Below are 20,035 nucleotides of genomic sequence, written 5' to 3'. Positions count from 1 at the left end.
GCTGTGGCTTGCACCGCGCCTGCCCGCCCTGCGCGCGGCGCTGGCACAGGTGGACATCTCGGTCACGGCGCTGGAGGATCCGCCGGATCTCAAGCGCACGCCCTTCGACCTGTGCCTGTTCTATGCCCGGCCTGGCCCGGACCGCATCAACCTGTGGGACGAGATGCTGTTGCCGGTCTGCACGCCCGCCCTGGCCGAAGGCCTTGCCGAGCCCGCCGATCTGGGCCGGGTGATCTGCATCTCGGACGTGGTCTGGCAGGACTGGAAGATCTGGGCCAAGGCGGCGATGCCGGACAGCGCGGTCGTTCCCACCGGCCCCGGCTTTTCGCTGTATGCGGTCGCCGTGCAGCAGGCGCTGGCGGGCGCCGGAGTCCTGATGGGCCGGCAATCCCTGGTGCAGGGGCATCTGGACAGCGGCACGCTTGTCGCCCCCTTCGGCCGGCCGGTTCCGTTGGGCCTGTCGGTGACGGCATGGATGCTGCCGGAAAGCCGCAACGACCGGGCGGTGATCGCGGTGGCCGACGCGTTGCGCGATGCCGCGGGTGGCGTGTCAGCCGGCCGTCCATGACCGCCGGCGTATCCCGGGCCCAGGTGTCGCCGAGCGTGCAGCCTTAAGGACCGCGGTCCGGCGCAAGGAGGTTGAGGCCGTGGATCCAGCCGACCCCCGAGATTTCCAACACCACGCGGCGGCGGGCCATCTTGGTCTCCCAGACCAGCCGCCCAGCATGGACGTTGCCGAGAATGTCCTGATGCCGGAAGCTCTGGCTCAGCGGCAACTCGCCCTTGGCGCAGGTGCCGGTCCGCGCCCGTGCAGCGAACGAGCCCGGCCGGCAGGTGGATGCCGACCTGTTCCCGCTGCATCTGCCGGAGGGGGTCGAAATCGTCCCCGGCGCCGAGATCGCCGAGGCACGCTGGGTCGATCCGGCATGCGACGACATCCCCCTCGCGCCGTTGACCGCAGAGGAGATCCTGCCGCCCTGGGTCTCGGGCGCCTTCGCCCGGCTGCAGGCCGGCTGGCCCAGGCTCATCGCCCGGCGGGAAGCAGCGGGCCGACGATGTCCAGGATGGTCGCAATGGCCGCCTGCGCCGTCCCCGGCATCTCGAATTCTGCAAGTTCGACCCCGGCGATGCGCTCGGGCGGGATGGCGGCAAGAAATACGCGCAGCCGGTCGGGGACAAGCCCGCCGGGAACGGAATAGGCGGCGGCCGCCAAGCGCGACATCCCTGGCCAACTCAAGTCCCAAGCCAATCGGGCGTGGGAGAAACAATGGACATTACCGTCCTGATTCCCAGGCTCATCCTGATCGCCGCAAGCGCAGTCCTGCCGGCGCCCGAGTCAGGCCGCAAGGCGATGCATCCGCGCCGAAGAACGGCCCGCTGGCTCTGCTGGCAGGCGACGAGCCCGCGGCCGAAACAGCGGGCGCGAATGTTACCGATCGGGGGATGCCCGGCGCACAGGCCCGGCCCGAGGGCAAGGCGGCCGCAGCGGATCACGGCCGCCCCGCAATCGGAGCCGACGGCAAGGCGGCGGCGCTTGCGCGACTGGCCTGCCTGGGCTGGTTTGCTCTCAAACGGCCCGGCAATCAGGCAGCAAGCCCCTCGCCGCGCGGACCGATTTTTCAACGCGGCCGCCCAGCCGCCCGGTCTTCCGCATCGAGCCTGGCTCTGGAACGGGGCTTTCCCTGGGCGGGCTTGATCCGACCGGATGGTCGCTGCCCGCGCCCGCAAGGGGGCAAAGCGGGCGGGGGGCCGAAGGCCTCGACGATCAGACTCGCCGCAATGGAAGCGGACAGGAAATCGTCCGGCGCTCCGCCTGGCCGGATCGGCACCGGGATCGGCGGGAAAGCGGCTGGCCCGAGCGGGGAAGCGTTCGAAATATCCCCCACCGGGCCGGGCGGCACGGGCGAGGGACGGCGCGGCCCGGTCTTCGCGACCGGACCGGCGCGCCAGGGGCGGGCAGCTATCCCAGCGCCCGCACCAGCCCCAGCGTGATCGCCGGGAACGCGACCAGCAACACGATGCGCAGCAGGTCCGAGATCAGGAACGGCATGACCCCCTTGAAGCTTTCCCACATCGGCACCTCCTTGGCCATCGCGTTGATGACAAAGACGTTCATCCCGACCGGAGGGGTGATCAGCCCCACCTCGACCACCACCACCGCCAGGATGCCGAACCAGATCAGCGTGTCCTCGCGGCCCATGCCGAAGTCCAGCCCCGCGATGATCGGATAGAAGATCGGGATGGTCAGCAGCAGCATGGACATGGAATCCATCACGCAGCCCATCGCCAGATAGAGAAGCAGGATGGCGACCAGAACCATCATCGGCGACAGCCCCGCCTCGACGATCATCTGCGAGGCCAGCATGGGCGTCTGCGTGGCGGAAAGGAAGGCGTTGAACATCTCGGCCCCCAGCATGATCAGAAAGATCATGGCCGAGGTCCGGGCCGTGCCTTGCAGGCATTCGACCAGCCCCTTCAGCCGCAGCCCGCCATGCAGCACCGCCAGCACGAAGGCCCCGAAGGCGCCGACCGCCGCGGCCTCGGTGGGGGTGAACCAGCCGCGATACATGCCGACGATCACCAGCGCAAAGATCAGGATGATCGACCAGGTTTCCTTCAGCGAATCCAGCCGCTCGGACCAGCTGGCGCGGGGGCCGGCCGGGCCTGCCTCGGGGCGGCGGCGCACGAAGACGGCGATCGCCAGCATATAGCCGAGCGCGGCAATCACCCCCGGCACCATGGCGGCGACGAACATCTTGGCGATGCTTTGTTCGGTCATCAGCGCGTAAAGCACCAGGATCACCGAGGGCGGGATCAGGATGCCCATCGTGCCGCCGGCCGCCAGAGAGCCGGTGGCCAGCGCGCCCGAATAGTTGTAGCGCCGCATCTCGGGCAGCGCGACCTGGCCCATGGTCGCGGCGGTGGCCAGCGACGAGCCGCAGATCGCGCCGAAGGCCGCGCAGCCCCCGACCGAGGCCATGGCCAGCCCGCCGCGCAGATGCCCCATGAAGGCCGCGGCGGCACGGTAAAGCGCCCGGCTCATCCCGGCATGGGTGGCGAATTCGCCCATCAGCACGAAAAGCGGGATCACCGACAGCGAATAGGTGGAGAACTGGTAATAGGTGTTGGTCTTGAGGAAGGCGAGCAGCGGCATCCAGCCGCTGACCAGCCCGTATCCGACGATGCCGGTCGCCAGCATCGCCACGGCGATCGGAATACGGATGGCCATCAGCGCCAGAAGCACCGCGAAACCCGTCAGCCCGGCGGCGATCCCGGTCATGCGCGCGCCTTTCCGATATGGCCGATCAGGGTGAAGAAGGTGGTCACGATCAGCAGCGCCATCGCTGGCATGGCGATGATGAAGCTCCACCAGATCGGGATGCGCAGGACCATGGTCTGTTCCCCATAGCTGTAGAAATCGACCGCCCCGTGCCACAGCCGCCAGGTCAGCAGCACCCCGATCGCCAGATAGACCAGGTCGCCCAGAGCCTCGAGCGCGTGGTTCGTGCGCGGGCCGGCCTTCATGGTGAAGAAATCGACCAGCACGTTGCCGCCGATGACCTGGCACCAGGGCAGGAAGCAGAAGACGGTGATGGCCGAGAGAACCTCGACCAGCTCGAAATCGCCGGGGATCGGCCAGCCGAGGACGGATCGCAGCGTGACGCTGGCCACGGTCATCAGCATCATCGCCAGCAGCGCCGCGCCCCCGATGGCGGCAAACCAGCGGCAGAGGGCGACGAGCCAGCCGGGCACCGGCACCGGATGGGGCTGTTCGGTCAGGGGTTCGGCTTCGGTCATCTCGCCCTCGCCTCCCCTTACTCGGCGCCGGCCGCGGCCAGCATGGCGCGCGCATCGTCCAGCATCGCCTGCCCGTCCAGGCCACGGCTGTCCATGGCCTTGACCCAGCCGTCCACCACCGGCTGCACCGCGCTGCGCCATTCCTCCATCTGCTCGGCCGGGATCACGTTGATCTGCGCGCCCGCGTCCAGGGCTTTCTGCCTTTCCTCGGCCTCGACCCGGTCCAGGGCGGCGCCGGCCAGCACCGCCAGATTGGCGCCGGAATTGTCGTCGATCACCTTTTTCAGGTCGTCGGGCAGGCTGTCGTATTTGGCCCGGTTCATCACCAGCGCCATGACCGCGGTGGAAACGCCGCCGTTCTCGACCCCGATTTCGCTATGGGCATTGGTGATCTCGTCGACCCGCAGGGAACCCACGACCTCCCACGGGATCTGCGCGCCGTCGATCACGCCGGTGGTCAGGGCCTGCGCGACCTCGGGCACGGGCATGCCCACGGCAGTCGCGCCAAGCGCATTCAGCGCGTCGGTCATCGCGCGCGAGGGGGCACGGATCTTCTTGCCCTTGAGATCGGCCAGCGCGGTGATCGGGCCGCTGCGCATGTGGAACTTGTAGCCCGCCGGCGCATGCAGCAAGAGCGGCTTCACCTGCGCCATCTCGTCGCCCAGGTATTTCGCCTGGAACTCTTGCAGCGCGGCGGTGGTCTGGACGGCGGTGCCGGACATGAAGGGCAGTTCGAACACCTCTGCCACGGGGAAGCGGCCGGGCGTATAGCCCAGGAGCGTCCAGGAAATGTCCACGATGCCGTCGCGCGCCTGGTCGAAGAGTTGCGGCGGCTTGCCTCCCAATTGCATCGAGGGGAACAGTTGCACGTCGATGCGGCCGCCCGACTGTTCCTCGACGGCCTTTTCCCAGGGGATCAGGATCTCGGTTTGCATCGGCGCATCGGCCGACAGGAAGTGATGCACGCGCAGCGTCACATCGGCGGCGCATGCCGCGCCACCCAGCGAAAGCGAGGCGATGGCCGACAGGATCAGGGTTTTCATGGTTTCCTCCCGTTGCGTTGTTCAGATCGGTCGTGCGGCGCGCGCTTGCCGGGGCGCGGCGCCGGTCAGGTTCTCGGGCCTCAGGGCCTTGGCCCAGTCGCGGCCGGGGGCCAGTTGCGCCAGCGCATCGGCCAGCGTCGGCGCCTTGCCCCCGGCGACCTGCGCCAGCGCCTGCGCCACGATCCACAGGGCCTCGGCGCGGGGCATGGCCTCGGCCAGCAGAAAGCCCGCGGCCTCGGCCGCCATCCGCCCGCGGTCGGCGGCAAAGGTGGCCGCGATGCCGTCGGGGCGCGGGGCCAGCGTCTCGGCCAGCGCGCAGCCGATGCGCAGCGCCGCGGCCGCGCGTTCCAGCATTCCCGGCAGCAGGTTCCATTCCAGCCCCAGCGCGATGCCGTCGCGTTCCTGCGCATGGACCAGCGCCTGGTGCATTCCCGCCAGATCGCCGGCATTCAGCCGCGCCAGCGTCACCAGCGCCTCGGCCGCGACGGGGTTCTGCTTTTGCGGCATGGTGGACGAACCGCCCCCGAAGCCCGCCGCCAGTTCGGCGATCTCGCTTTGGCCAAGCTGCACCAGGTCGAGGCCCATCTTGCCAAGCCCGCCCGTGACCAGCGACAGCCAGCCCGCCAGTTCCGCGATGCCGTCGCGGGCCGCGTGCCAGGGCCCATCCGGCACCCCGAGCCCCAGCGCCGCCGCCATCGAGGCGCGCAGCGCCGGGCCGTGGCCGGCCAGCACCGCCTCGGTCCCCGCCGCCCCGTGCAGCGAGACCAGCAGCAGCCGCGGCCGCAACTGATCCAGCCTTTGGCGGTTGCGCACCGCCATCCCGTGCCAGACCGCGATCTTGGCGCCCAGCGTGGTGGGCGCGGCGATCTGGTGGCGGGTGCGCGCGGGGATCGGCAGGTCGGCGTGATCCGCGGCCTTCTGCGCCAGCAGCGCCTCCAGACGGTCCAGGCGCGCGGCCAGCAGTTCCAGCGCCGCCTCCAGCTGCAGCGCCAGCGCCGTGTCCACGACGTCCTGCGAGGTGGCGCCGTAATGGGCGAATGCCCCGGCATCGCCCGCCGCGGATTTCAGCGCCGCGACAACCGGCTGCGCAGCGATGCCGGCCAGGGCCACCGCCGCGGCCAGGTCCGCCGGGTCGGGGTCCAGAGCTTCTGCCGCCTTGGCGATCGCCTCGGCCGCCGCGGCCGGGATCGCCCCCAGATCGGCCTGGGCACGGGCCAATGCGACTTCGACCCGCAGCATGGCCCCGATGGCCGCGCGATCCGACAGGATCGCCGCCATCTCGCCGTCGCCGTAAAGCTGTCCGAACAAGGTGCCCACCGTCATCAGACCATCCGCAGCCCAAGGATCTGCCGCGCCTGCCGCCATGTCGCGACGGGGCGGCCGTATTTCCCGCACAGCTCGACCGCACGGCGGACCAGCGCCGCGTTCGAGGGCGCCAGCCGGGTCCGGTCCAGCCGCAGGTTGTCCTCGAGCCCCGTGCGCGCATGCCCTCCCGAGGAAATCGCCCATTCGTTCAGCACGATCTGGCTTGCGCCGATCCCGGCCGCGCACCAGGGCGCGTCCTCGCCGAACAGCCGCTTCACGGTGCGGATGTAATAGTCGAAGACATCGCGATCCGCGGGCATGGCGTTTTTCACCCCCATCACGAACTGCACATAGGGGGTGCCGGCCAGTCGCCCGTCCTCGGCCATCTTCTTGGCCTGGAAGATATGGGACAGGTCGAACGCCTCGATTTCCGGCTTGATGTCGTATTCCAGCATCTCGGCGGCCAGCCAGTCCACCAGGTCCGGCGGGTTTTCATAGACCCGCGTCGGGAAGTTGTTGGACCCGACCGAGAGCGAGGCCATGTCGGGGCGCAAGGGCAGCATGGCCCCCCGCGCCTGCCCCGCACCCGACCGCCCGCCGGTCGAAAGCTGGACGATCATGCCGGGGCAATGTTTCTCCAGCCCCTCCTTCAGCGCGGCGAAGCGGTCCGGGTCGCTGGTCGGCCGCCCCTCGTCGTCGCGGACATGGCAATGGGCGATCGAGGCGCCGGCCTCGAACGCCTCATGCGTGGATTCGATCTGCTCGGCCACGGTGATCGGCACCGCCGGGTTGTTTTCCTTGGTCGGCAGGCTGCCGGTGATGGCGACGCAGATGATGCAGGGTCTTTCGGCCGGGTCAGACATCGAAGAACACCGTTTCATCCTCGCCCTGCAGGCGAATGTCGAAGCGATAGACCGGGCGGCCGTCGCGCAGGGTGCGCTTCGCGATCAGCGTGGCGCGGCGGCGTTCCCATTCGATCAGGTTCAGCACCGGATCGGTGGCGTTGGCCGGGCCCTCGTCGTCGAAATACATCCGGGTGTTCAGGCCGATGTTGATGCCGCGGGCGACGATCCACAGGTTCAGGTGCGGCGCCATCGGGATGCTGTCTTCCTGCGCGCGGCCCTGCCAGTCGGGATGGCTGTCGCGCACCCGCTGGCTGACGCCCGAGACCATGCGGGCCCGCGCCCCGACCGGGCCGGGCTTGACGGTGTCGAAACCCCATTCGCCGGTCTCGAAATCGGTGATGACCCGGCCCCAGCCGCGAAAGCCCTCCTCGACCGCGCCGCCCGCCTCGGGATGGGCATAGATGCCGGCGGCATTGGCCTGCCAGACCTCGATCAGCACGTCCTTGACCGGGCTGCCGGTGCCGTCGATCACCACGCCCTCGACCCGGATGCGTTCGCCCGCGGCGTTCGGCCCGGCGATGTCCCAGCCCAGTTCGCGGTCGAAGATCCGAAAGCCGGCAGCCCCCGGCGCCAGCCCGATATGGACATAGGGGCCGGCGGTCTGCGACGCGGTTTCCGGCAGGTATTGCGGGCGGTTGGCCCGTGCATCGACGACCTTCATCAATTCCCCTCCAGCCGGTTTTCGAACATGGTCGAGCGGCGGCCGCGCAGCACGATGTCGAAACGATAGGCGATGCTGTCCAGCGGCACCGTGGCGTTCATGTCCAGTTTCGCGGTCAGCCGGTCGATGGCCTCCGGGTCGGGGACGGTCTGCACGATGGGGCAGATCGGGATCAGCGGATCGCCCTCGAAATAAAGCTGGGTGATCAGCCGCTGGCAAAAGGCGTGGCCGAAGACCGAGACGTGGATATGCGCCGGCCGCCAGTTGTTGACCCAGTTGCGCCAGGGATAGGCGCCGGGCTTGATGGTGCGAAAGAAATAATAGCCGTCCGCGTCGGTGATGGTGCGCCCGCAGCCGCCGAAATTCGGGTCGATGGGGGCCAGGTAGCTGTCCTTCTTGTGGCGATAGCGGCCGCCGGCATTGGCCTGCCACACCTCGACCAGCGTGTCGGGCACGGGCCGGGCGTTCTCGTCCAGCACGCGGCCGTGGACGATGATGCGTTCCCCGATCGGGTCGCCGTCCTTGGCGTAGTTCTTGATCAGGTCGTTGTCGATCGGGCTGATGTCGCCATGGCCGAAGGTCGGCCCGGTGATTTCCGACATCGAGCCTTGCAGGCTGATCAGGCTGAAGCGCGGGCTGCGCGCGACCGAGGTCTTGTAATCCGGCGTCAGCGCCGGCGGGTGGATCCGTCGGTCGCGCTGGTAATATTCTGCGGGGGTCATCGGCTCTCCTCCTCTTCCATCTCGGCGAAGGTCTGCTTGGCCAGTTTCAGCGCGTGGTTCGCCTTGGGCACGCCGCAATAGATGGCGACATGCTGGAACGCCTCGAGGACGTCGCGCTGGCTGGCTCCGGTGCGGGCGGTGGCGCGGATATGCATGGGGATCTCCTCCCAATTGCCGGTCGCCGCCAGCAACGCCAGCGTCAGCATGGAACGCTCGCGCCGGCTGATGCCGTCCGAGGCCCAGACCGTGCCCCAGGCAGAGACGGTGATCAGATCCTGGAACGGCCGGTCCAGATCCGAGGTCTGCGCCTCGGCCCGGTCCACATGCATATCGCCCAGCACCTCGCGGCGGGTTCTCATGCCGGTCGCATGGCGGTCGGGGACGGGGCTGTCAGACATGGCCGATGTCCTTGAAAAAACGGTTGAGAATGGCCGCATGGGCGGCCGGCGCCTCCACGCAGGGAATATGCCCGGCATCCGCGATCAGGTCGAAGCGCGCGCCGGGGATCAGCGCGGCGGTGGCCCGCACCAGGTCCGGCGGGGTCGAGCCGTCCAGCCCCCCCGCGATCACCTGCACCGGCAGGTCCAGCGCGCGGGCCGCCTCGGCCAGGTCGGCCCCGGCAATGGCCTGGCAGCAGGCGACATAGCCCCCCTGCGGCTGGCGGGCAAGCATCCGGCGCCAGGGCGCGTCGCGTCCCGCCGCCCGGAATGCGGGCGAGAACCAGCGTTCCATCGTCGGTGCCGCGATGCTGGCCAGCCCGTCGTCGCGGATCGCCTGGATCCGGGCGTTCCACATCGCCGCATCGCCGATCCGGGCGGCCGAGTTCGACACCACCAGCCCCGCCAGCAGGCCCGGATGGCGGGCGGCCAGCGACAGGCCGATCAGCCCGCCGATGGACAGCCCGACAAAGACCGCCCGCCCCAGGTCCAGCGCCGCGATCAGCGCCGCGGCATCGTCGGCCAGCGTCTCGATATCGTAGGGGCCGGGCGTTTCCTGGGACAGCCCGTGGCCGCGCTTGTCATAGCGCACCAGCCGCAGCCCCGACGCCAGATGCGGGATCAGCCCGTCCCAGACCCGCAGGTCGGTGCCCAGCGAGTTCGCAAAGACCACCGCCGGCCCGGTTTCCGGCCCCGACACCGCGACATGCAGATCCGCGCCGTTTGCCATGATCGTCCGCATCAGTAAGGCAACCCCACGTAGTTTTCGGCGAATGCGCGCTGTTGCGATTCGTTGTCGCGCAGGAAGGCGATATCGGCCTTCTGCATCTTCAGGTCGAAGGGGCTCTGGTGGGGATAGCGGTGCAGCAGGCCGCTGAACCACCAGCTGAAGCGTTCCGCCTTCCAGACGCGCAGCAGCGCCTTTTCGGAATAGCGGTCGATGCCCTCGCTGTCCTTGTCCCGGTAATATTGCACCAGCCCGTTATACAGGTATTGCACGTCGCTGGCCGACGTGTTCAGCCCCTTGGCCCCGGTCGGAGGCACGATATGGGCGGCGTCGCCGCACAGGAACAGCCGGCCCCAGCGCATCGGCTCGGTCACGAAAGACCGCAGCGGCGCGATGGATTTCTCGATCGACGGGCCCGCGACCAGCCGGTCGGCCACCTCTTCGGGCAGGCGGCGGCGCAGCTCGTCCCAGAAAGCCCCGTCGGTCCAGTCGCTGGTGTGATCCGACAGCGCGCATTGGATGTAATAGCGCGACAGGTTGGCGTTGCGCATCGAACACAGCGCGAAGCCGCGGTCGGAATTGGCATAGATCAGCTCGTCGTGGACCGGGGGCGTTTCCGACAGGATGCCCAGCCAGCCGAAGGGATAGGTCTTTTCATATTCGCGCCGCACGTCCAGCGGGATGGTCTGGCGGCTGATGCCGTGGAACCCGTCGCAGCCGGCGATGAAATCGCAGTCGATGCGGTGGCCTTGCCCGGCGCGGGCATAGGTCACATGCGGGCGGTCGGTGTCGGCACCGTGGATCACGACGTCCTCGACCTCGAAGACGGTCTGCGCGCCCGCGGCCTCGCGCGCGTCGTAAAGATCGCGCGTCACCTCGGTCTGGCCGTAGACCACCACCGGGGTGCCGGTCAGCCTCTTGAAGTCGATGTGGAACATGCCTCCGTCCCAGGCGATCCGGGTGCCGTCATGGACGTAACCCTCGCGGTGCAGCCGGTCGGCCACGCCCGCTTCCTCCATCAGCCGGACAAGGCCGGTTTCCAGCACGCCGGCACGGATGCGGCCCAGCACATAGTCGCGGGTCTTGCGCTCCAGCACCACCGCCTCGATGCCCTGGCGGTGCAGAAGCTGGCCCAGAAGCAGCCCGGACGGCCCGCCGCCGATGATAACGACCTGAGTGCGCATGACAGTCCCCCTCTGCCGCCGAACTTGACCTGCCACGCATCGCAAGTAAAATGAGAAATCGGGTTTGATGATTATCAGAAACGGCAAGTGTTGGACCGCAGGATTCGGCTGAGACATGTGCAGGCCTTTGTCGAGATCGTCCGCCAGGGCAATCTCAAGCGCGCGGCCGAGGCGCTGTATCTGACCCAGCCGGCGATTTCGCGCACCATGGCCGAATTAGAGGAAATCGTCGGCGCAAGGCTGATGACCCGCAGCCGCCGCGGCGTGGCGCTGACCGCGCAGGGCGAATTCTTCCACGGCTATGCGCTGAACGCGCTGTCGGCGCTGTCGCAGGGGCTGGCGGGCATTTCCGGCGAGGCGCAGGCGGCCGAGCTGTCCTTGCGGGTGGGGGCGCTGCCCTCGGTTTCGGCGCGGCTGATGCCCGAGGTGGTCGCCGAATTGCAGCAGGCCGCGCCGCATCTGCGGCTGTCCATCGCCGATGGCGGGCACGGGCATCTGATGGGGCTGCTGCGCTCGGACGATCTTGACGTGGTGATCGGGCGGCTGGGCGCGCCCGAAACCATGCAGGGGCTTAGCTTCACCCAGCTTTACCTGGAGGACGTGGCGGTGGTGGTCCGGCCGGGCCACCCGATCCTCACCGACCCCGACCTGCGCCGGATCGGCGATTTTCCGGTGATCTATCCGACCGAGAGCGCCGCGATCCACCCGTTCGTGGAACGGTTGCTGATCGCGCATGGCGTCCTGCGCCCCGCCCGGCGGATCGAGACCGTCTCGGATGCCTTCGGCCGCGTCTTCACCCGGCAGGGCGATGCGGTATGGTTCATCTCGGCGGGGGTCGTGGCGCGCGAGATCGCCGAGGGCCGGCTGGTGCGGCTGCCGCTCGACACGACGCTGACGCAGGGCCCGGTCGGGCTGATGACCCGCGCCAGCCAGCCCGAAACCAATGCCCAGCTGCTGTTCCGGCAGGCGGTGATGCGGGTGATCGCCGAAGGCTTCGGGCCAGGACCGGGACCAGGACCAGGGTCGGGACCGGCAGATGCCGGCCCGGCCCGCGGCTAGGACGCAGGCCAGGCCCGCCGCCGCGGCCTAGCCCGCCGGCCGCAGCACGCCCGCGAAATATTCCCCCAGCGCCGTGTCGTCCTCCAGCGGCAGAATCTGGGCGACATATTGGTCGGGACGCACCACCATCATGCAGCCCCGCTCGCGGTCGATGCCGCGCCGGTCGAAGATGTCGCCCGCGGCCGGATCGGCGCAGAACGCCTTTTCATAGTCGCGCAGCCCGTGGCGACCCTTGCGCGGCCACAGCAGCCCCGGCAGGTCGTCCATCGACAGCGACTGGTGGGGCTGCTGCAAAACCGCGCGGATGTCGAACACCGCATCGGGGTCCGCACCCGCGGGGGTGTGGCGGCGCAGGACCGAGCCGTCCCGGTCAAGCCGCCCGCAAAGCCGCGCCAGCCCCGAGCCGGGCGCCAGCCCCTGCGCATCGGCAAAGAGATAGATCCGCCAGCGCCCGTCCGCCTGGGCGATGTGGCCCAGATGCATGGGCCGTGCATCGGCCAGCCTTATCACCGGCGCCGAATGAAAGCGCATCCCGACCGGGAACCCGGTCGCCAGATGCTGATGCGTGTCCGGCCCGGTCAGCTCCGAGCGGCGATAGCGCGTCGCCGTCCCGGCGGTGAAGCGGCCATGCTGGATGAAATAGCGCTGGAACTCGGCCGGGTCGACGCCTTCGCCGTCGTCCTCGGCGGTCTTGGGACGGGCGCTGAACATCCGGGCAAACTCGCGGTCGAAGTCGATCAGCTCCTGCGCGACGCCCTGCCGCTCGGCCGAATAGCTGCGCAGCAGCCCGGCATCGGCCTGTCCGCGCAGCACCGCCGCCAGTTTCCAGCCCAGGTTGAAGCTGTCCTGCATCGAGACGTTCATGCCCTGCCCCGCCTTGGGGCTGTGGGTGTGGCAGGCATCGCCGGCGATGAACACCCGCGGCATGCGCGAGGCCGGGGCATCCGCGGGCAGGTCGTCGAAGCGGTCGGTCAGCCGCTGGCCGATTTCATAGACCGACCACCAGGCGACCTCCTTCACCTCCAGCACATAGGGGTGCAGGATCCGCTGCGCGGCGGCGATCAGGGTTTCCTGGGTGATGTTGCGCGACGCGACGCGCTCGTCCGCGGCCAGCTTGTCCAGCTCGATATAGAGCCGGACCAGATAGCCCCCTTCGCGCGGGATGATCAGGATATTGCCTTCCTGCGCGGAATGGATCGCGGATTTCAGCCGGATGTCGGGAAAATCGGTATAGGCCAGCACATCCATCACGCCCCAGGCTTGGTTCGCCGCCTCGCCGCGCAATTCCCGCCCGATCTGGCGGCGGACCTGGCTGCGCGCCCCGTCGCAGCCGACGACATAGCGGGCGCGGACGATCTGGTCGCGGGACGCGTCCTCGGCCCCGGCCGGGCGCAGCCGCGCCTCGACCGGCTGCGCGGGGTCGTCGGGGATGGTCAGGCCGGCCAGTTGCAGGCCGTAATCCGGTTGCAGCCGGGTCGGCGCATGACGCATCGCCTCGAGATAGAAGTCATGCACCCGCGCCTGGTTCAGGATGACATGGGGAAATTCCGAAAGCCCCTCTTCGGTGTCGCGGATGCGGCCGTGGCGCATGATCGGGCCATCGTCGTCCTGCGGCTTCCAGAATGTGACTTCGTTCACCCAATAGGCTTCCTTCATCACCCGGTCGGCAAAGCCGAAGGCGTTGAACATCTCCATCGTGCGGCAGGCGATGCCATCGGCCTGGCCCAGGTCCAGCGGCCCCGGCCTCCGTTCCACGATGCGGGTGCGGATCGAGGGAAAGACGGCCAGCTGCGCCGCCAGCGTCAGCCCGGCCGGGCCGCTGCCGACGATCAGCACATCGACGTCCCCGTCGTTCCCGGCCGCCCCGTCCTGCGCAGAGGCGGCCGGATGATGGGTCGGGTCGCCGGGCCGGAAGCCGTCAAGGTGAAACTGCATTCTGTCCTCCCTCAGGGTTCGCCCCGACCATGCCGCGGGGTCCGATAATCAAGACGTATACTAATCATCAGTATACTGGTCAATATGATTAGCACGCTTGTCATCCTGCCCCGACTTGCCTAGCCTGCGGCGGTCCCAACCATGCCGGTGCCATGACGACGCTTTACGATCTGCCGGGCCATCTGATCCGGCGCCTGAACCAGATCTCGACCGCGATCTTCGCCGCCCGGATGGACGAGGCGGGGGTGGACCTGACGCCGGTGCAATTCGCGGCGCTGGCGGCCTTGGCGGAACATCCGGGGGTGGACCAGGCCACGCTTGCCGGGCTGATCGCGCATGACCGCGTCACCATGGGCGGGGTGGTGGACCGGCTGGAGGGCAAGGGGCTGTTGTCGCGCAGCGTCAGCGCGCAGGACCGCCGCGCAAGGGTGCTGGAACTGACCGCGGCGGGGCAGCGCATGCTGGAGCAGCTTGCCCCGGCCATCGCCGAGGTGCAGCAGCGCACGCTGGCCGGGCTGACCCCGGCCGAGGCCGAGGCATTCGTCGCGCTGCTGCGCAAGGCGACCGAGGCCGGCAACGAATACAGCCGCGCGCCCCTGCGGACGGGCGCGCGCGGAGAGGATTAGCCTGGGATCGGCGGGCGGCGGAACTCTGGCAGCCCGGCGGTTCGCGCGCCTGGAACCGTTCCTGCGAAAGGGCACCGGGCCGCCTTAGCGGCGCAGGCCGGCAAGCTCCGCGCCCGCCCATGGCCGACACGGCGCCCCGCCACCGGCTTCAGCGCTGCGGGATCACCGGATAGTCGGCATCGTTCAGCACCCAGCCCTCCTGCATCGAGAAATCCAGCCGCGGCGGGCAGAAGATGTCCACCAGCGCATTCTCGCCCGCGCCGCTGGCTTCGGTCGTGTGGACCACCGGCGGCGGGATCACCAGCGAAGAGGGCGAGCCGACGGCGATATGCCGGTCCTCGCGCCAGTCGCTGCGGTCCACCGTCCAGGGCCAGCGCAGGTGATGGACGAAGCTGCCGGCAAGCGCCAGCGAGCATTGCTCGAAATCGTCGTGGTGATGGGGCGAGAGCTTCTTGGGGTCGCGCGGTCCCTGCTGCACGTCCAGGAAGTTCACCATGAAGGTGGTGCAACGGAAGATGCGGCCGAAGCGCCCCTCTTGCGGCTTCACGTCCAGGTCATAGGCGCGGATCCTGAAGCCCTCGGCAGGCTCGGGCCAGGGCCGGAAGGCCGGGATATGGCTGCGCCCTTCCGCATAGGCATCGGCATTGGGGCACAGCGCGACCAGGTCCGCCGCGGCGGCGGTGAACAGCCGGACCACCCTGCCCCCGTCGGGCAGCGTCACCCGGCTGTCGCCCGGCGGCACGAAGACGATGGAATTGCCGGCAACCTCGCGGCTGTCGCCATCGGCCTCGATCAGCGCCGGCCGGTCGGGCAGCAGCACGACATATTCGTCGGGCTGGCCGGTGCGGGCAAAGCTTGCGCCCGGCTGCGCCTCGGCATAGGCCAGCACGAAATTGCAGCCGCGCTGATACCAGACCTTGCGGCCTTGGGCGTCCTCCTGCGGCGGGGTCTTGTCGAACTCGGCCAGCTGTTCCTCGGCGATCAGGCCGGTGCGGGCCGACGCCGAGGCCGCAGCGAACAGGGCCGCGCGGGGATCCTTGTCTTTATACATCCCGAAAATCCTTTCCTGTCAGCGCGGGCTCAGCAAGCGCGGCCCGCCTCGATGATCCGGCGCGCGCCCTTCATCAGCAGCCCCTGGTCCGAGCCGCAGACGAAGACGCTGACGCCCCGTTCGCGCCAGGGGGCGATCTGGCTTTCGTCGCCGACGAACAGGCCGGCGGCGACACCGGCGCGCCGGGCGGCCGCGATCACGCGGATGATGGCCGCGTCAAGCGCGGCCGAGGGGAAGCTGCAGCCCAACGACTGCGACAGGTCGGCAGGACCGACGAACAGCACGTCGACATCCGGCACGCCGGCGATGTCGTCCAGCCGCTCCAGCGCCTCCCTGTCCTCGATCTGCAGCATCACCACGGTTTCGGCATCGCTTTTCGCGGTATAGGCGGGGGCGGCAAGGGTGCCGTAATTCCCCGCCCGCGGCGAAGGCGACAGGCCGCGCGAACCCCGGCCGAACTTGACCGCCGCCACGACCCCTTCCGCCGCGCCGCGATCCGCGACATGGGGCACCATCACCCCCGCGCAGCCCAGATCCAGCAGCGGCGAGATCCGCGCCGGCGACTGGCCCAGGCAGCGCGCGACCAGAGGCAGCCCCACCGCGCGCGAGGCCAGCGCCAGCTGGTCCATCGCGCCCAGGTCCAGCGGCGCATGTTCCTGGTCGGGCACCGCGAAATCCAGCCCGGCAAGGCCGAGGATCTCGACGACATGGGGCGCGGGCGTCTTGACGAAGGTGCCGATGACGGTCTCGCCCGCGTTGATCCGAGCCTTCAGCCCGCTCATGCTGCCAGCCCGACCAGTTCGGCCCCGACGGTCGAGGTCATCTTGCGGATGTCGTCGTCGTCATGGCCCAGCTTGATCAGCATGGCGATCATCTGGCGCATGCCCTCGACCGGATCCGGGTTGCCGGTCTGGCCGAGGTCGGTGCCGAAGAAGGTATTGTCGACGCCCGCCGCCTCGATCACCGCGCGCAGGTGATCCTCGTCGAACAGCTGGAAGGTCGAGGGGATGAACATGCAGACGGAATGCTCCATCTTGACCCCCATGCCGACCAGATGCGCGACGTCCTGAAGGCTGCAGTCGTTCACATAGGTCGGGTGGTTCAGGAACAGCCGCTTCACGCCCCGCGCCTTGGCCTCTTCGTAGAAGGGCAGCAGTTCGCGGGCGTGATGGTGGCCGCCCGACACGACCGCGTCGGCCTCGGCGATCAGGTCGAGGATATGCTTGACCTCGTCGCGCACCACGCCCTTTTCGTCGGTCAGCGTCAGCGGGACGGGGGCGACGGTCTTCTTGCTGTTCTGCGGGAACTTGAAGCCGGGCTTCTGGGCTTCGTGCTCCATGTGGTTCTGGGCATGGGCCGTCGCCATCCAGACCACGCGGGCGCCCTGCTTGAGCGCGTAATCCACGGCCGAGGGGTTCAGCCCGCCCAGCGGATTGTTCAGCACGATCGAGCCGATGGCCCTGGTCCTGAAACCCATGTTCTGGTTGATCAGCGTCGCCAGCGGCATGGTGGGATAGTAGTGGTCCTTCAGCAGCACGGCGGCCATGCCGGCCCGGTCGGCCTCGCGCAGGGCGGCGATATGGTCCAGCTTGCGCGGATGCAGCGAGGGGCCGGAATGGACATGCAGATCGACCGCGCCCTTCATCAGATCGTCAATGCGGTTTTGTTCGGCAGTCATCGGTTTCTCCTGACTTCTTCGCCCGGCACCAGCGGCGCGGGAACATGGTTGCGCCAGACCTGATCGAGGACCGGCATTTCGGCAAAGCTGCGGCGCGCATCGGCCGCGCGCCCGACCAGGTCGCGGGCGCTTGCGCCCTTGCCGGCGCAATAGGCTTCAAGGTCGGCGACGGCATCGCGCAGGACGTCCCAGCCGCGCAGCATGACGGCCGAGGACAGCCCCACCGCCGAGGCGCCCGCCAGCATCATCCGCGCCACATCAGGGCCCGAACAGGCGCCGTTGATGCCGATCAGCGCCTGGTCCGGGCCCAGCCTTGCGCGGGTCGTCGCCAGCCAGTGACAGGTCAGCGGCAGGTTCCAGTAGCCGCCGATCCCGCAACTGGTGCCCAGCATCGGCTGCATGGTCTCGAGATCGGGAACCAGCCCCAGCGCCCGCCCGGCGATCACCGCGCTTTCCGCCCCGGCGCCGGTGGCGGCGGCGACCAGGTCGGGAACCCGCTCGCTCTGGCCCGAGAGCTTGACCCAGACCGGGATCGACACGGCCGATGTCACCTGCCCGACCAGTTCCGCCACGCGCGCGGGCGAAAGCTCGGTGCTGACCGCGCCCCTGGCGGCCTGGCTGGCATAGGGGGTGCCGATGTTGAACTCGAAGACGCGCAGGCCGGCGTCCTCGACGGCACGGGCGCGGCGGACGGCGTCCTCGACCCCCGCCATGACGACCGAGGCGACCAGGACGCAATCCGCCTTGCGGGCCGCCGCATCCATCCGCCGCGCCTGGTCCAGCCATTCCTCGAAGCCAAGCGGCGTCAGCCCCGAGCGCGTCAGCAGCGTCGCGTCGCGCGGCGCACCGGACCCCCAGCCGACACGGTTCCAGTTCGCGTCCAGCGCGGCATATTCGGCCTGCAACAGCTGGCGCTGCGCGGCGGCCGAGTCGTTGCTGGACTTCATCACCACCGCCCCTGCCCCGGCCGCGATGGCCGACAGGATGCCGTCATCCTCGATCAGATGCTCGCCCGACGCGGCGATGACGGGGTTCTTCAGCCGGATCCGGCCGACCTGGATGGAAAGATCCGTCATCCCGCCACCCCCAGCACCCGCGGCAGGAATAGCGAGATTTCGGGAAAGACGGTGATCAGCGCCAGCACGATCAGCGCGATCCCGATCATCGGCAGGGCCCTGTAGGCGATCCGCTCCATCGGCCGGCCGGTCACGCCGGCGATGACGAACAGGCACAGCCCGACCGGCGGGGTGACGAAACCCACCAGCACGTTGAAGACCACCATGACCCCCAGATGCACCGGCTCCAGCCCCAGCATGTTGCCGATGGCCATCAGCGCGGGAACCGTCAGGATCAGCACCCCGATCGTGTCCAGGAACATGCCCAGGAACAGCAGGATCAGGTTCACCATCAGCAGGATCACGTATTTGTTGTCCGAGACCCCGGTCAGCAGGGCGACGGTCTTTTGCGGCAGCTGCTCGATGGCGAAGATGAAGCCGGCGACGTTGGCGACGGCGACCAGGAAATAGATCGCCGAGGTGATGATCGCCGTGGCGACGAAGGCTTCCTTGAGGAATTTCCAGCTCATCGCGCGATAGACGACGGTGGCGATGACCAGCGCATAGATCGCGGCGACCGCCGCCGCCTCGGTCGCGGTGAAGATGCCGCCCCGGATGCCGACGACGATGATGACCGGCAGCAGCATTACCGGGACGGACTGCCAGCAGCCTCGAAGGATCGAGGCCAGCGACTGCCTGGCCGCCTTGGGATAGCCGCGGCGATGGGCGACCCAGACCGCATAGGCCGACAGGAACACCGCCAGCATGAAGCCCGGCGCCAGCCCCGCGACCAGCAGCTGCGAGATCGAGGTGCCCGACAGCGCGCCATAGATGATCATCGCGATCGAGGGCGGCACCAGCGGCGCCATCAGCGACGAGACCGCGATCAGCGCCGCCGAATAATCCACGTCATAGCCCTGCCGCTTCATGTCCGGCACCATCACCGTGCCGATGGCCGCGGCATCCGCCGCCGCCGATCCGCTGACGCCGCCGAACAGGAAGCAGCCCCAGACCGCCGTCAGCGACAAGCCGCCCCGGAACCGGCCGACGACCGAGTTCGCAAAGCCGATCAGGCGACGGGTCAGCCCGCCTACGTCCATGATCGCGCCCGCCAGCACGAAAAGCGGGATCGCCAGCAGCACGAACATGTCCATCCCCGCCAGCATCCGCTGCGGCAAGACGATCAGGAACTGCGTCTGGCCGGTGAAATAAAAGTAACCCAGCGCGCTGATGCCCAGGACGAAGGCGATCGGCATGCCCAGGGCAAGCGTCAGAACGAAAATCGGGCCAAGCCAGATCACAGCGCTTCCTCCGCGCCCATCGGGTGGTCTTCGGGCTTCTCTTCCCGCGCGATGCCGAAGAATTCGTTCAGCGCGACATGCGCCGCCAGAAGCGCGGCGCCGACGGTGATCGCGACATGGACCCAGAACATCGAAAAGCCGAGCGCGGTCGCGGTCTGCAACCGCGTCATCCAGGCGAATTTCGTGCCGAACCACAGGATCGCCGCCAGAAAGACCAGCATGATCGCGGCCGAGACCAGGTTGACGGCCCGGCGCGGGCCTTGGGGCAGGCGGTCCACCGCCAGCCGCATCCCCAGGAACTGGCCGCGGGAATAGCTGAGACCGGCACCGATCATCACGATCCAGATCATCAGATAGCGCATCGCCTCTTCCGACCAGAACAGCGAACTGTTGAAGACATAGCGCCAGATGACCTGCATGGTGCCGATCACCAGGATCGCAGCGATCCCGGCAAAGCAGAATGCTTCCACGGCCGCGACATAGGCGCGCCAGAGCTTGGACATGGGTTTCTCCGTTGAGAACGCAGGCGGAAGGCGCGGGACCGGCCC

General features: G+C 68.7%; 22 protein-coding genes. 3 read left to right on the top strand and 19 right to left on the bottom strand.

Translation table 11 applies throughout. The annotated features are described in order from the left end of the window. A partial coding sequence (locus IT40_RS12945; protein ID WP_036755651.1) for a LysR substrate-binding domain-containing protein occupies positions 1-568 on the top strand: 568 nt, incomplete at its 5' end. 43 nt (positions 569-611) lie between these two features. On the opposite strand, the gene IT40_RS28610 is transcribed toward IT40_RS12945, so the two are convergent. The 12 genes from IT40_RS28610 to pobA form a co-directional block, all read right to left on the bottom strand. Further along, a complete protein-coding gene (locus tag IT40_RS28610) occupies positions 612-938 on the bottom strand; it encodes a proline racemase family protein (RefSeq protein ID WP_208021421.1) in 327 nt (108 codons plus the stop codon). Between the two features lie 86 nt (positions 939-1,024). After that, the gene (locus tag IT40_RS28605; RefSeq protein ID WP_140849002.1) at positions 1,025-1,213 is read right to left on the bottom strand and encodes a hypothetical protein; all 189 of its coding nucleotides are present in this window, start codon (positions 1,211-1,213) and stop codon (positions 1,025-1,027) included. A gap of 747 nt (positions 1,214-1,960) precedes the next feature. Continuing rightward, positions 1,961-3,280 carry a TRAP transporter large permease gene (locus tag IT40_RS12930; RefSeq protein WP_036755645.1) on the bottom strand — a complete coding sequence of 440 codons (1,320 nt, stop codon included), beginning with the start codon at positions 3,278-3,280 and terminating at the stop codon, positions 1,961-1,963. Next, positions 3,277-3,798, bottom strand: a complete 522-nt coding sequence (locus IT40_RS12925; RefSeq protein ID WP_036755642.1) for a TRAP transporter small permease — start codon at positions 3,796-3,798, stop codon at positions 3,277-3,279. Before IT40_RS12925 ends, IT40_RS12930 begins: the two co-directional genes overlap by 4 nt. Before the next feature lie 17 nt (positions 3,799-3,815). Beyond that, positions 3,816-4,841, bottom strand: a complete 1,026-nt coding sequence (locus tag IT40_RS12920; RefSeq protein WP_036755640.1) for a TRAP transporter substrate-binding protein — start codon at positions 4,839-4,841, stop codon at positions 3,816-3,818. A 21-nt stretch (positions 4,842-4,862) separates the two neighbouring features. Further along, positions 4,863-6,164, bottom strand: a complete 1,302-nt coding sequence (locus IT40_RS12915; protein WP_036755637.1) for a lyase family protein — start codon at positions 6,162-6,164, stop codon at positions 4,863-4,865. Next, complete coding sequence (locus tag IT40_RS12910; RefSeq protein WP_036755634.1) at positions 6,164-7,009, bottom strand: 3-oxoadipate:acetyl-CoA acetyltransferase; 846 nt, start codon at positions 7,007-7,009, stop codon at positions 6,164-6,166. Before IT40_RS12910 ends, IT40_RS12915 begins: the two co-directional genes overlap by 1 nt. After that, a complete protein-coding gene (locus IT40_RS12905) occupies positions 7,002-7,712 on the bottom strand; it encodes a protocatechuate 3,4-dioxygenase subunit alpha (protein WP_036755631.1) in 711 nt (236 codons plus the stop codon). Before IT40_RS12905 ends, IT40_RS12910 begins: the two co-directional genes overlap by 8 nt. Beyond that, positions 7,712-8,434 (bottom strand): protocatechuate 3,4-dioxygenase subunit beta, encoded by a 723-nt coding sequence (gene pcaH / locus IT40_RS12900; protein WP_036755628.1) that lies wholly within the window; start codon positions 8,432-8,434, stop codon positions 7,712-7,714. Before pcaH ends, IT40_RS12905 begins: the two co-directional genes overlap by 1 nt. Next, positions 8,431-8,832 carry a 4-carboxymuconolactone decarboxylase gene (pcaC, locus tag IT40_RS12895; RefSeq protein ID WP_036755624.1) on the bottom strand — a complete coding sequence of 134 codons (402 nt, stop codon included), beginning with the start codon at positions 8,830-8,832 and terminating at the stop codon, positions 8,431-8,433. Before pcaC ends, pcaH begins: the two co-directional genes overlap by 4 nt. Next, complete coding sequence (gene pcaD, locus IT40_RS12890; protein ID WP_052095904.1) at positions 8,825-9,613, bottom strand: 3-oxoadipate enol-lactonase; 789 nt, start codon at positions 9,611-9,613, stop codon at positions 8,825-8,827. Before pcaD ends, pcaC begins: the two co-directional genes overlap by 8 nt. Continuing rightward, positions 9,613-10,782 carry a 4-hydroxybenzoate 3-monooxygenase gene (pobA, locus tag IT40_RS12885; RefSeq protein WP_036755621.1) on the bottom strand — a complete coding sequence of 390 codons (1,170 nt, stop codon included), beginning with the start codon at positions 10,780-10,782 and terminating at the stop codon, positions 9,613-9,615. The genes pcaD and pobA overlap by 1 nt, the downstream gene beginning before the upstream one ends. Before the next feature lie 87 nt (positions 10,783-10,869). Between pobA and pcaQ the strand changes: the two genes are divergently transcribed. Beyond that, positions 10,870-11,841, top strand: coding sequence for a pca operon transcription factor PcaQ (pcaQ, locus tag IT40_RS12880; RefSeq protein ID WP_052095903.1), 972 nt, complete (start codon positions 10,870-10,872; stop codon positions 11,839-11,841). A 27-nt stretch (positions 11,842-11,868) separates the two neighbouring features. Here pcaQ and IT40_RS12875 read toward each other — a convergent pair whose 3' ends face one another. Continuing rightward, positions 11,869-13,776 (bottom strand): FAD-binding monooxygenase, encoded by a 1,908-nt coding sequence (locus IT40_RS12875; RefSeq protein WP_036755618.1) that lies wholly within the window; start codon positions 13,774-13,776, stop codon positions 11,869-11,871. 152 nt (positions 13,777-13,928) lie between these two features. Here IT40_RS12875 and IT40_RS12870 point away from each other — a divergent pair, with 152 nt between their 5' ends. Then, complete coding sequence (locus IT40_RS12870; RefSeq protein ID WP_036755615.1) at positions 13,929-14,402, top strand: MarR family winged helix-turn-helix transcriptional regulator; 474 nt, start codon at positions 13,929-13,931, stop codon at positions 14,400-14,402. A 148-nt stretch (positions 14,403-14,550) separates the two neighbouring features. Here the strand turns inward: IT40_RS12870 and IT40_RS12865 are convergent, their stop codons facing one another. From IT40_RS12865 to IT40_RS12840, 6 genes are read right to left on the bottom strand one after another with little or no spacing between them, the layout of a single operon-like run. Then, positions 14,551-15,453, bottom strand: coding sequence for a cupin domain-containing protein (locus IT40_RS12865; protein WP_036755612.1), 903 nt, complete (start codon positions 15,451-15,453; stop codon positions 14,551-14,553). Between the two features lie 29 nt (positions 15,454-15,482). Continuing rightward, positions 15,483-16,235 (bottom strand): HpcH/HpaI aldolase family protein, encoded by a 753-nt coding sequence (locus tag IT40_RS12860; RefSeq protein ID WP_036755608.1) that lies wholly within the window; start codon positions 16,233-16,235, stop codon positions 15,483-15,485. Beyond that, on the bottom strand, positions 16,232-17,131 hold the full coding sequence (locus tag IT40_RS12855; RefSeq protein WP_036755606.1) for a DUF6282 family protein: 900 nt from the start codon (positions 17,129-17,131) through the stop codon (positions 16,232-16,234). The genes IT40_RS12860 and IT40_RS12855 overlap by 4 nt, the downstream gene beginning before the upstream one ends. After that, positions 17,128-18,207: a beta/alpha barrel domain-containing protein gene (locus IT40_RS12850; protein WP_036755603.1), complete on the bottom strand. Its 1,080-nt coding sequence runs from the start codon at positions 18,205-18,207 to the stop codon at positions 17,128-17,130. Before IT40_RS12850 ends, IT40_RS12855 begins: the two co-directional genes overlap by 4 nt. Next, the gene (locus IT40_RS12845; protein WP_036755600.1) at positions 18,204-19,487 is read right to left on the bottom strand and encodes a TRAP transporter large permease; all 1,284 of its coding nucleotides are present in this window, start codon (positions 19,485-19,487) and stop codon (positions 18,204-18,206) included. The genes IT40_RS12850 and IT40_RS12845 overlap by 4 nt, the downstream gene beginning before the upstream one ends. Next, entirely contained in the window at positions 19,484-19,990 is a 507-nt protein-coding gene (locus tag IT40_RS12840) for a TRAP transporter small permease (RefSeq protein ID WP_036755597.1), read from the bottom strand. The genes IT40_RS12845 and IT40_RS12840 overlap by 4 nt, the downstream gene beginning before the upstream one ends. Positions 19,991-20,035 lie beyond the last annotated feature (45 nt).

The sequence above is a fragment of the Paracoccus versutus genome, assembly GCF_000763885.1.
Taxonomy (GTDB): domain Bacteria; phylum Pseudomonadota; class Alphaproteobacteria; order Rhodobacterales; family Rhodobacteraceae; genus Paracoccus; species Paracoccus versutus.
This window is presented reverse-complemented; position numbering and strand designations above follow the sequence as displayed.

What these genes read in the sequence shown, in the direction of transcription:
- pcaH (WP_036755628.1), bottom strand. Translation starts at nt 8,434, where the DNA reads ATGACCCCCGCAGAATATTACCAGCGCGACCGACGGATCCACCCGCCG.
- IT40_RS12915 (WP_036755637.1), bottom strand. Translation starts at nt 6,164, where the DNA reads ATGACGGTGGGCACCTTGTTCGGACAGCTTTACGGCGACGGCGAGATG.
- IT40_RS28610 (WP_208021421.1), bottom strand. Translation starts at nt 938, where the DNA reads ATGTCGTCGCATGCCGGATCGACCCAGCGTGCCTCGGCGATCTCGGCG.
- IT40_RS12850 (WP_036755603.1), bottom strand. Translation starts at nt 18,207, where the DNA reads ATGACGGATCTTTCCATCCAGGTCGGCCGGATCCGGCTGAAGAACCCC.
- IT40_RS12905 (WP_036755631.1), bottom strand. Translation starts at nt 7,712, where the DNA reads ATGAAGGTCGTCGATGCACGGGCCAACCGCCCGCAATACCTGCCGGAA.
- pcaD (WP_052095904.1), bottom strand. Translation starts at nt 9,613, where the DNA reads ATGCGGACGATCATGGCAAACGGCGCGGATCTGCATGTCGCGGTGTCG.
- IT40_RS12870 (WP_036755615.1), top strand. Translation starts at nt 13,929, where the DNA reads ATGACGACGCTTTACGATCTGCCGGGCCATCTGATCCGGCGCCTGAAC.
- IT40_RS12920 (WP_036755640.1), bottom strand. Translation starts at nt 4,841, where the DNA reads ATGAAAACCCTGATCCTGTCGGCCATCGCCTCGCTTTCGCTGGGTGGC.
- IT40_RS12925 (WP_036755642.1), bottom strand. Translation starts at nt 3,798, where the DNA reads ATGACCGAAGCCGAACCCCTGACCGAACAGCCCCATCCGGTGCCGGTG.
- IT40_RS12930 (WP_036755645.1), bottom strand. Translation starts at nt 3,280, where the DNA reads ATGACCGGGATCGCCGCCGGGCTGACGGGTTTCGCGGTGCTTCTGGCG.
- IT40_RS12865 (WP_036755612.1), bottom strand. Translation starts at nt 15,453, where the DNA reads ATGTATAAAGACAAGGATCCCCGCGCGGCCCTGTTCGCTGCGGCCTCG.
- IT40_RS12875 (WP_036755618.1), bottom strand. Translation starts at nt 13,776, where the DNA reads ATGCAGTTTCACCTTGACGGCTTCCGGCCCGGCGACCCGACCCATCAT.
- IT40_RS12860 (WP_036755608.1), bottom strand. Translation starts at nt 16,235, where the DNA reads ATGAGCGGGCTGAAGGCTCGGATCAACGCGGGCGAGACCGTCATCGGC.
- IT40_RS12840 (WP_036755597.1), bottom strand. Translation starts at nt 19,990, where the DNA reads ATGTCCAAGCTCTGGCGCGCCTATGTCGCGGCCGTGGAAGCATTCTGC.
- pobA (WP_036755621.1), bottom strand. Translation starts at nt 10,782, where the DNA reads ATGCGCACTCAGGTCGTTATCATCGGCGGCGGGCCGTCCGGGCTGCTT.
- pcaC (WP_036755624.1), bottom strand. Translation starts at nt 8,832, where the DNA reads ATGTCTGACAGCCCCGTCCCCGACCGCCATGCGACCGGCATGAGAACC.
- IT40_RS12910 (WP_036755634.1), bottom strand. Translation starts at nt 7,009, where the DNA reads ATGTCTGACCCGGCCGAAAGACCCTGCATCATCTGCGTCGCCATCACC.
- IT40_RS12855 (WP_036755606.1), bottom strand. Translation starts at nt 17,131, where the DNA reads ATGACTGCCGAACAAAACCGCATTGACGATCTGATGAAGGGCGCGGTC.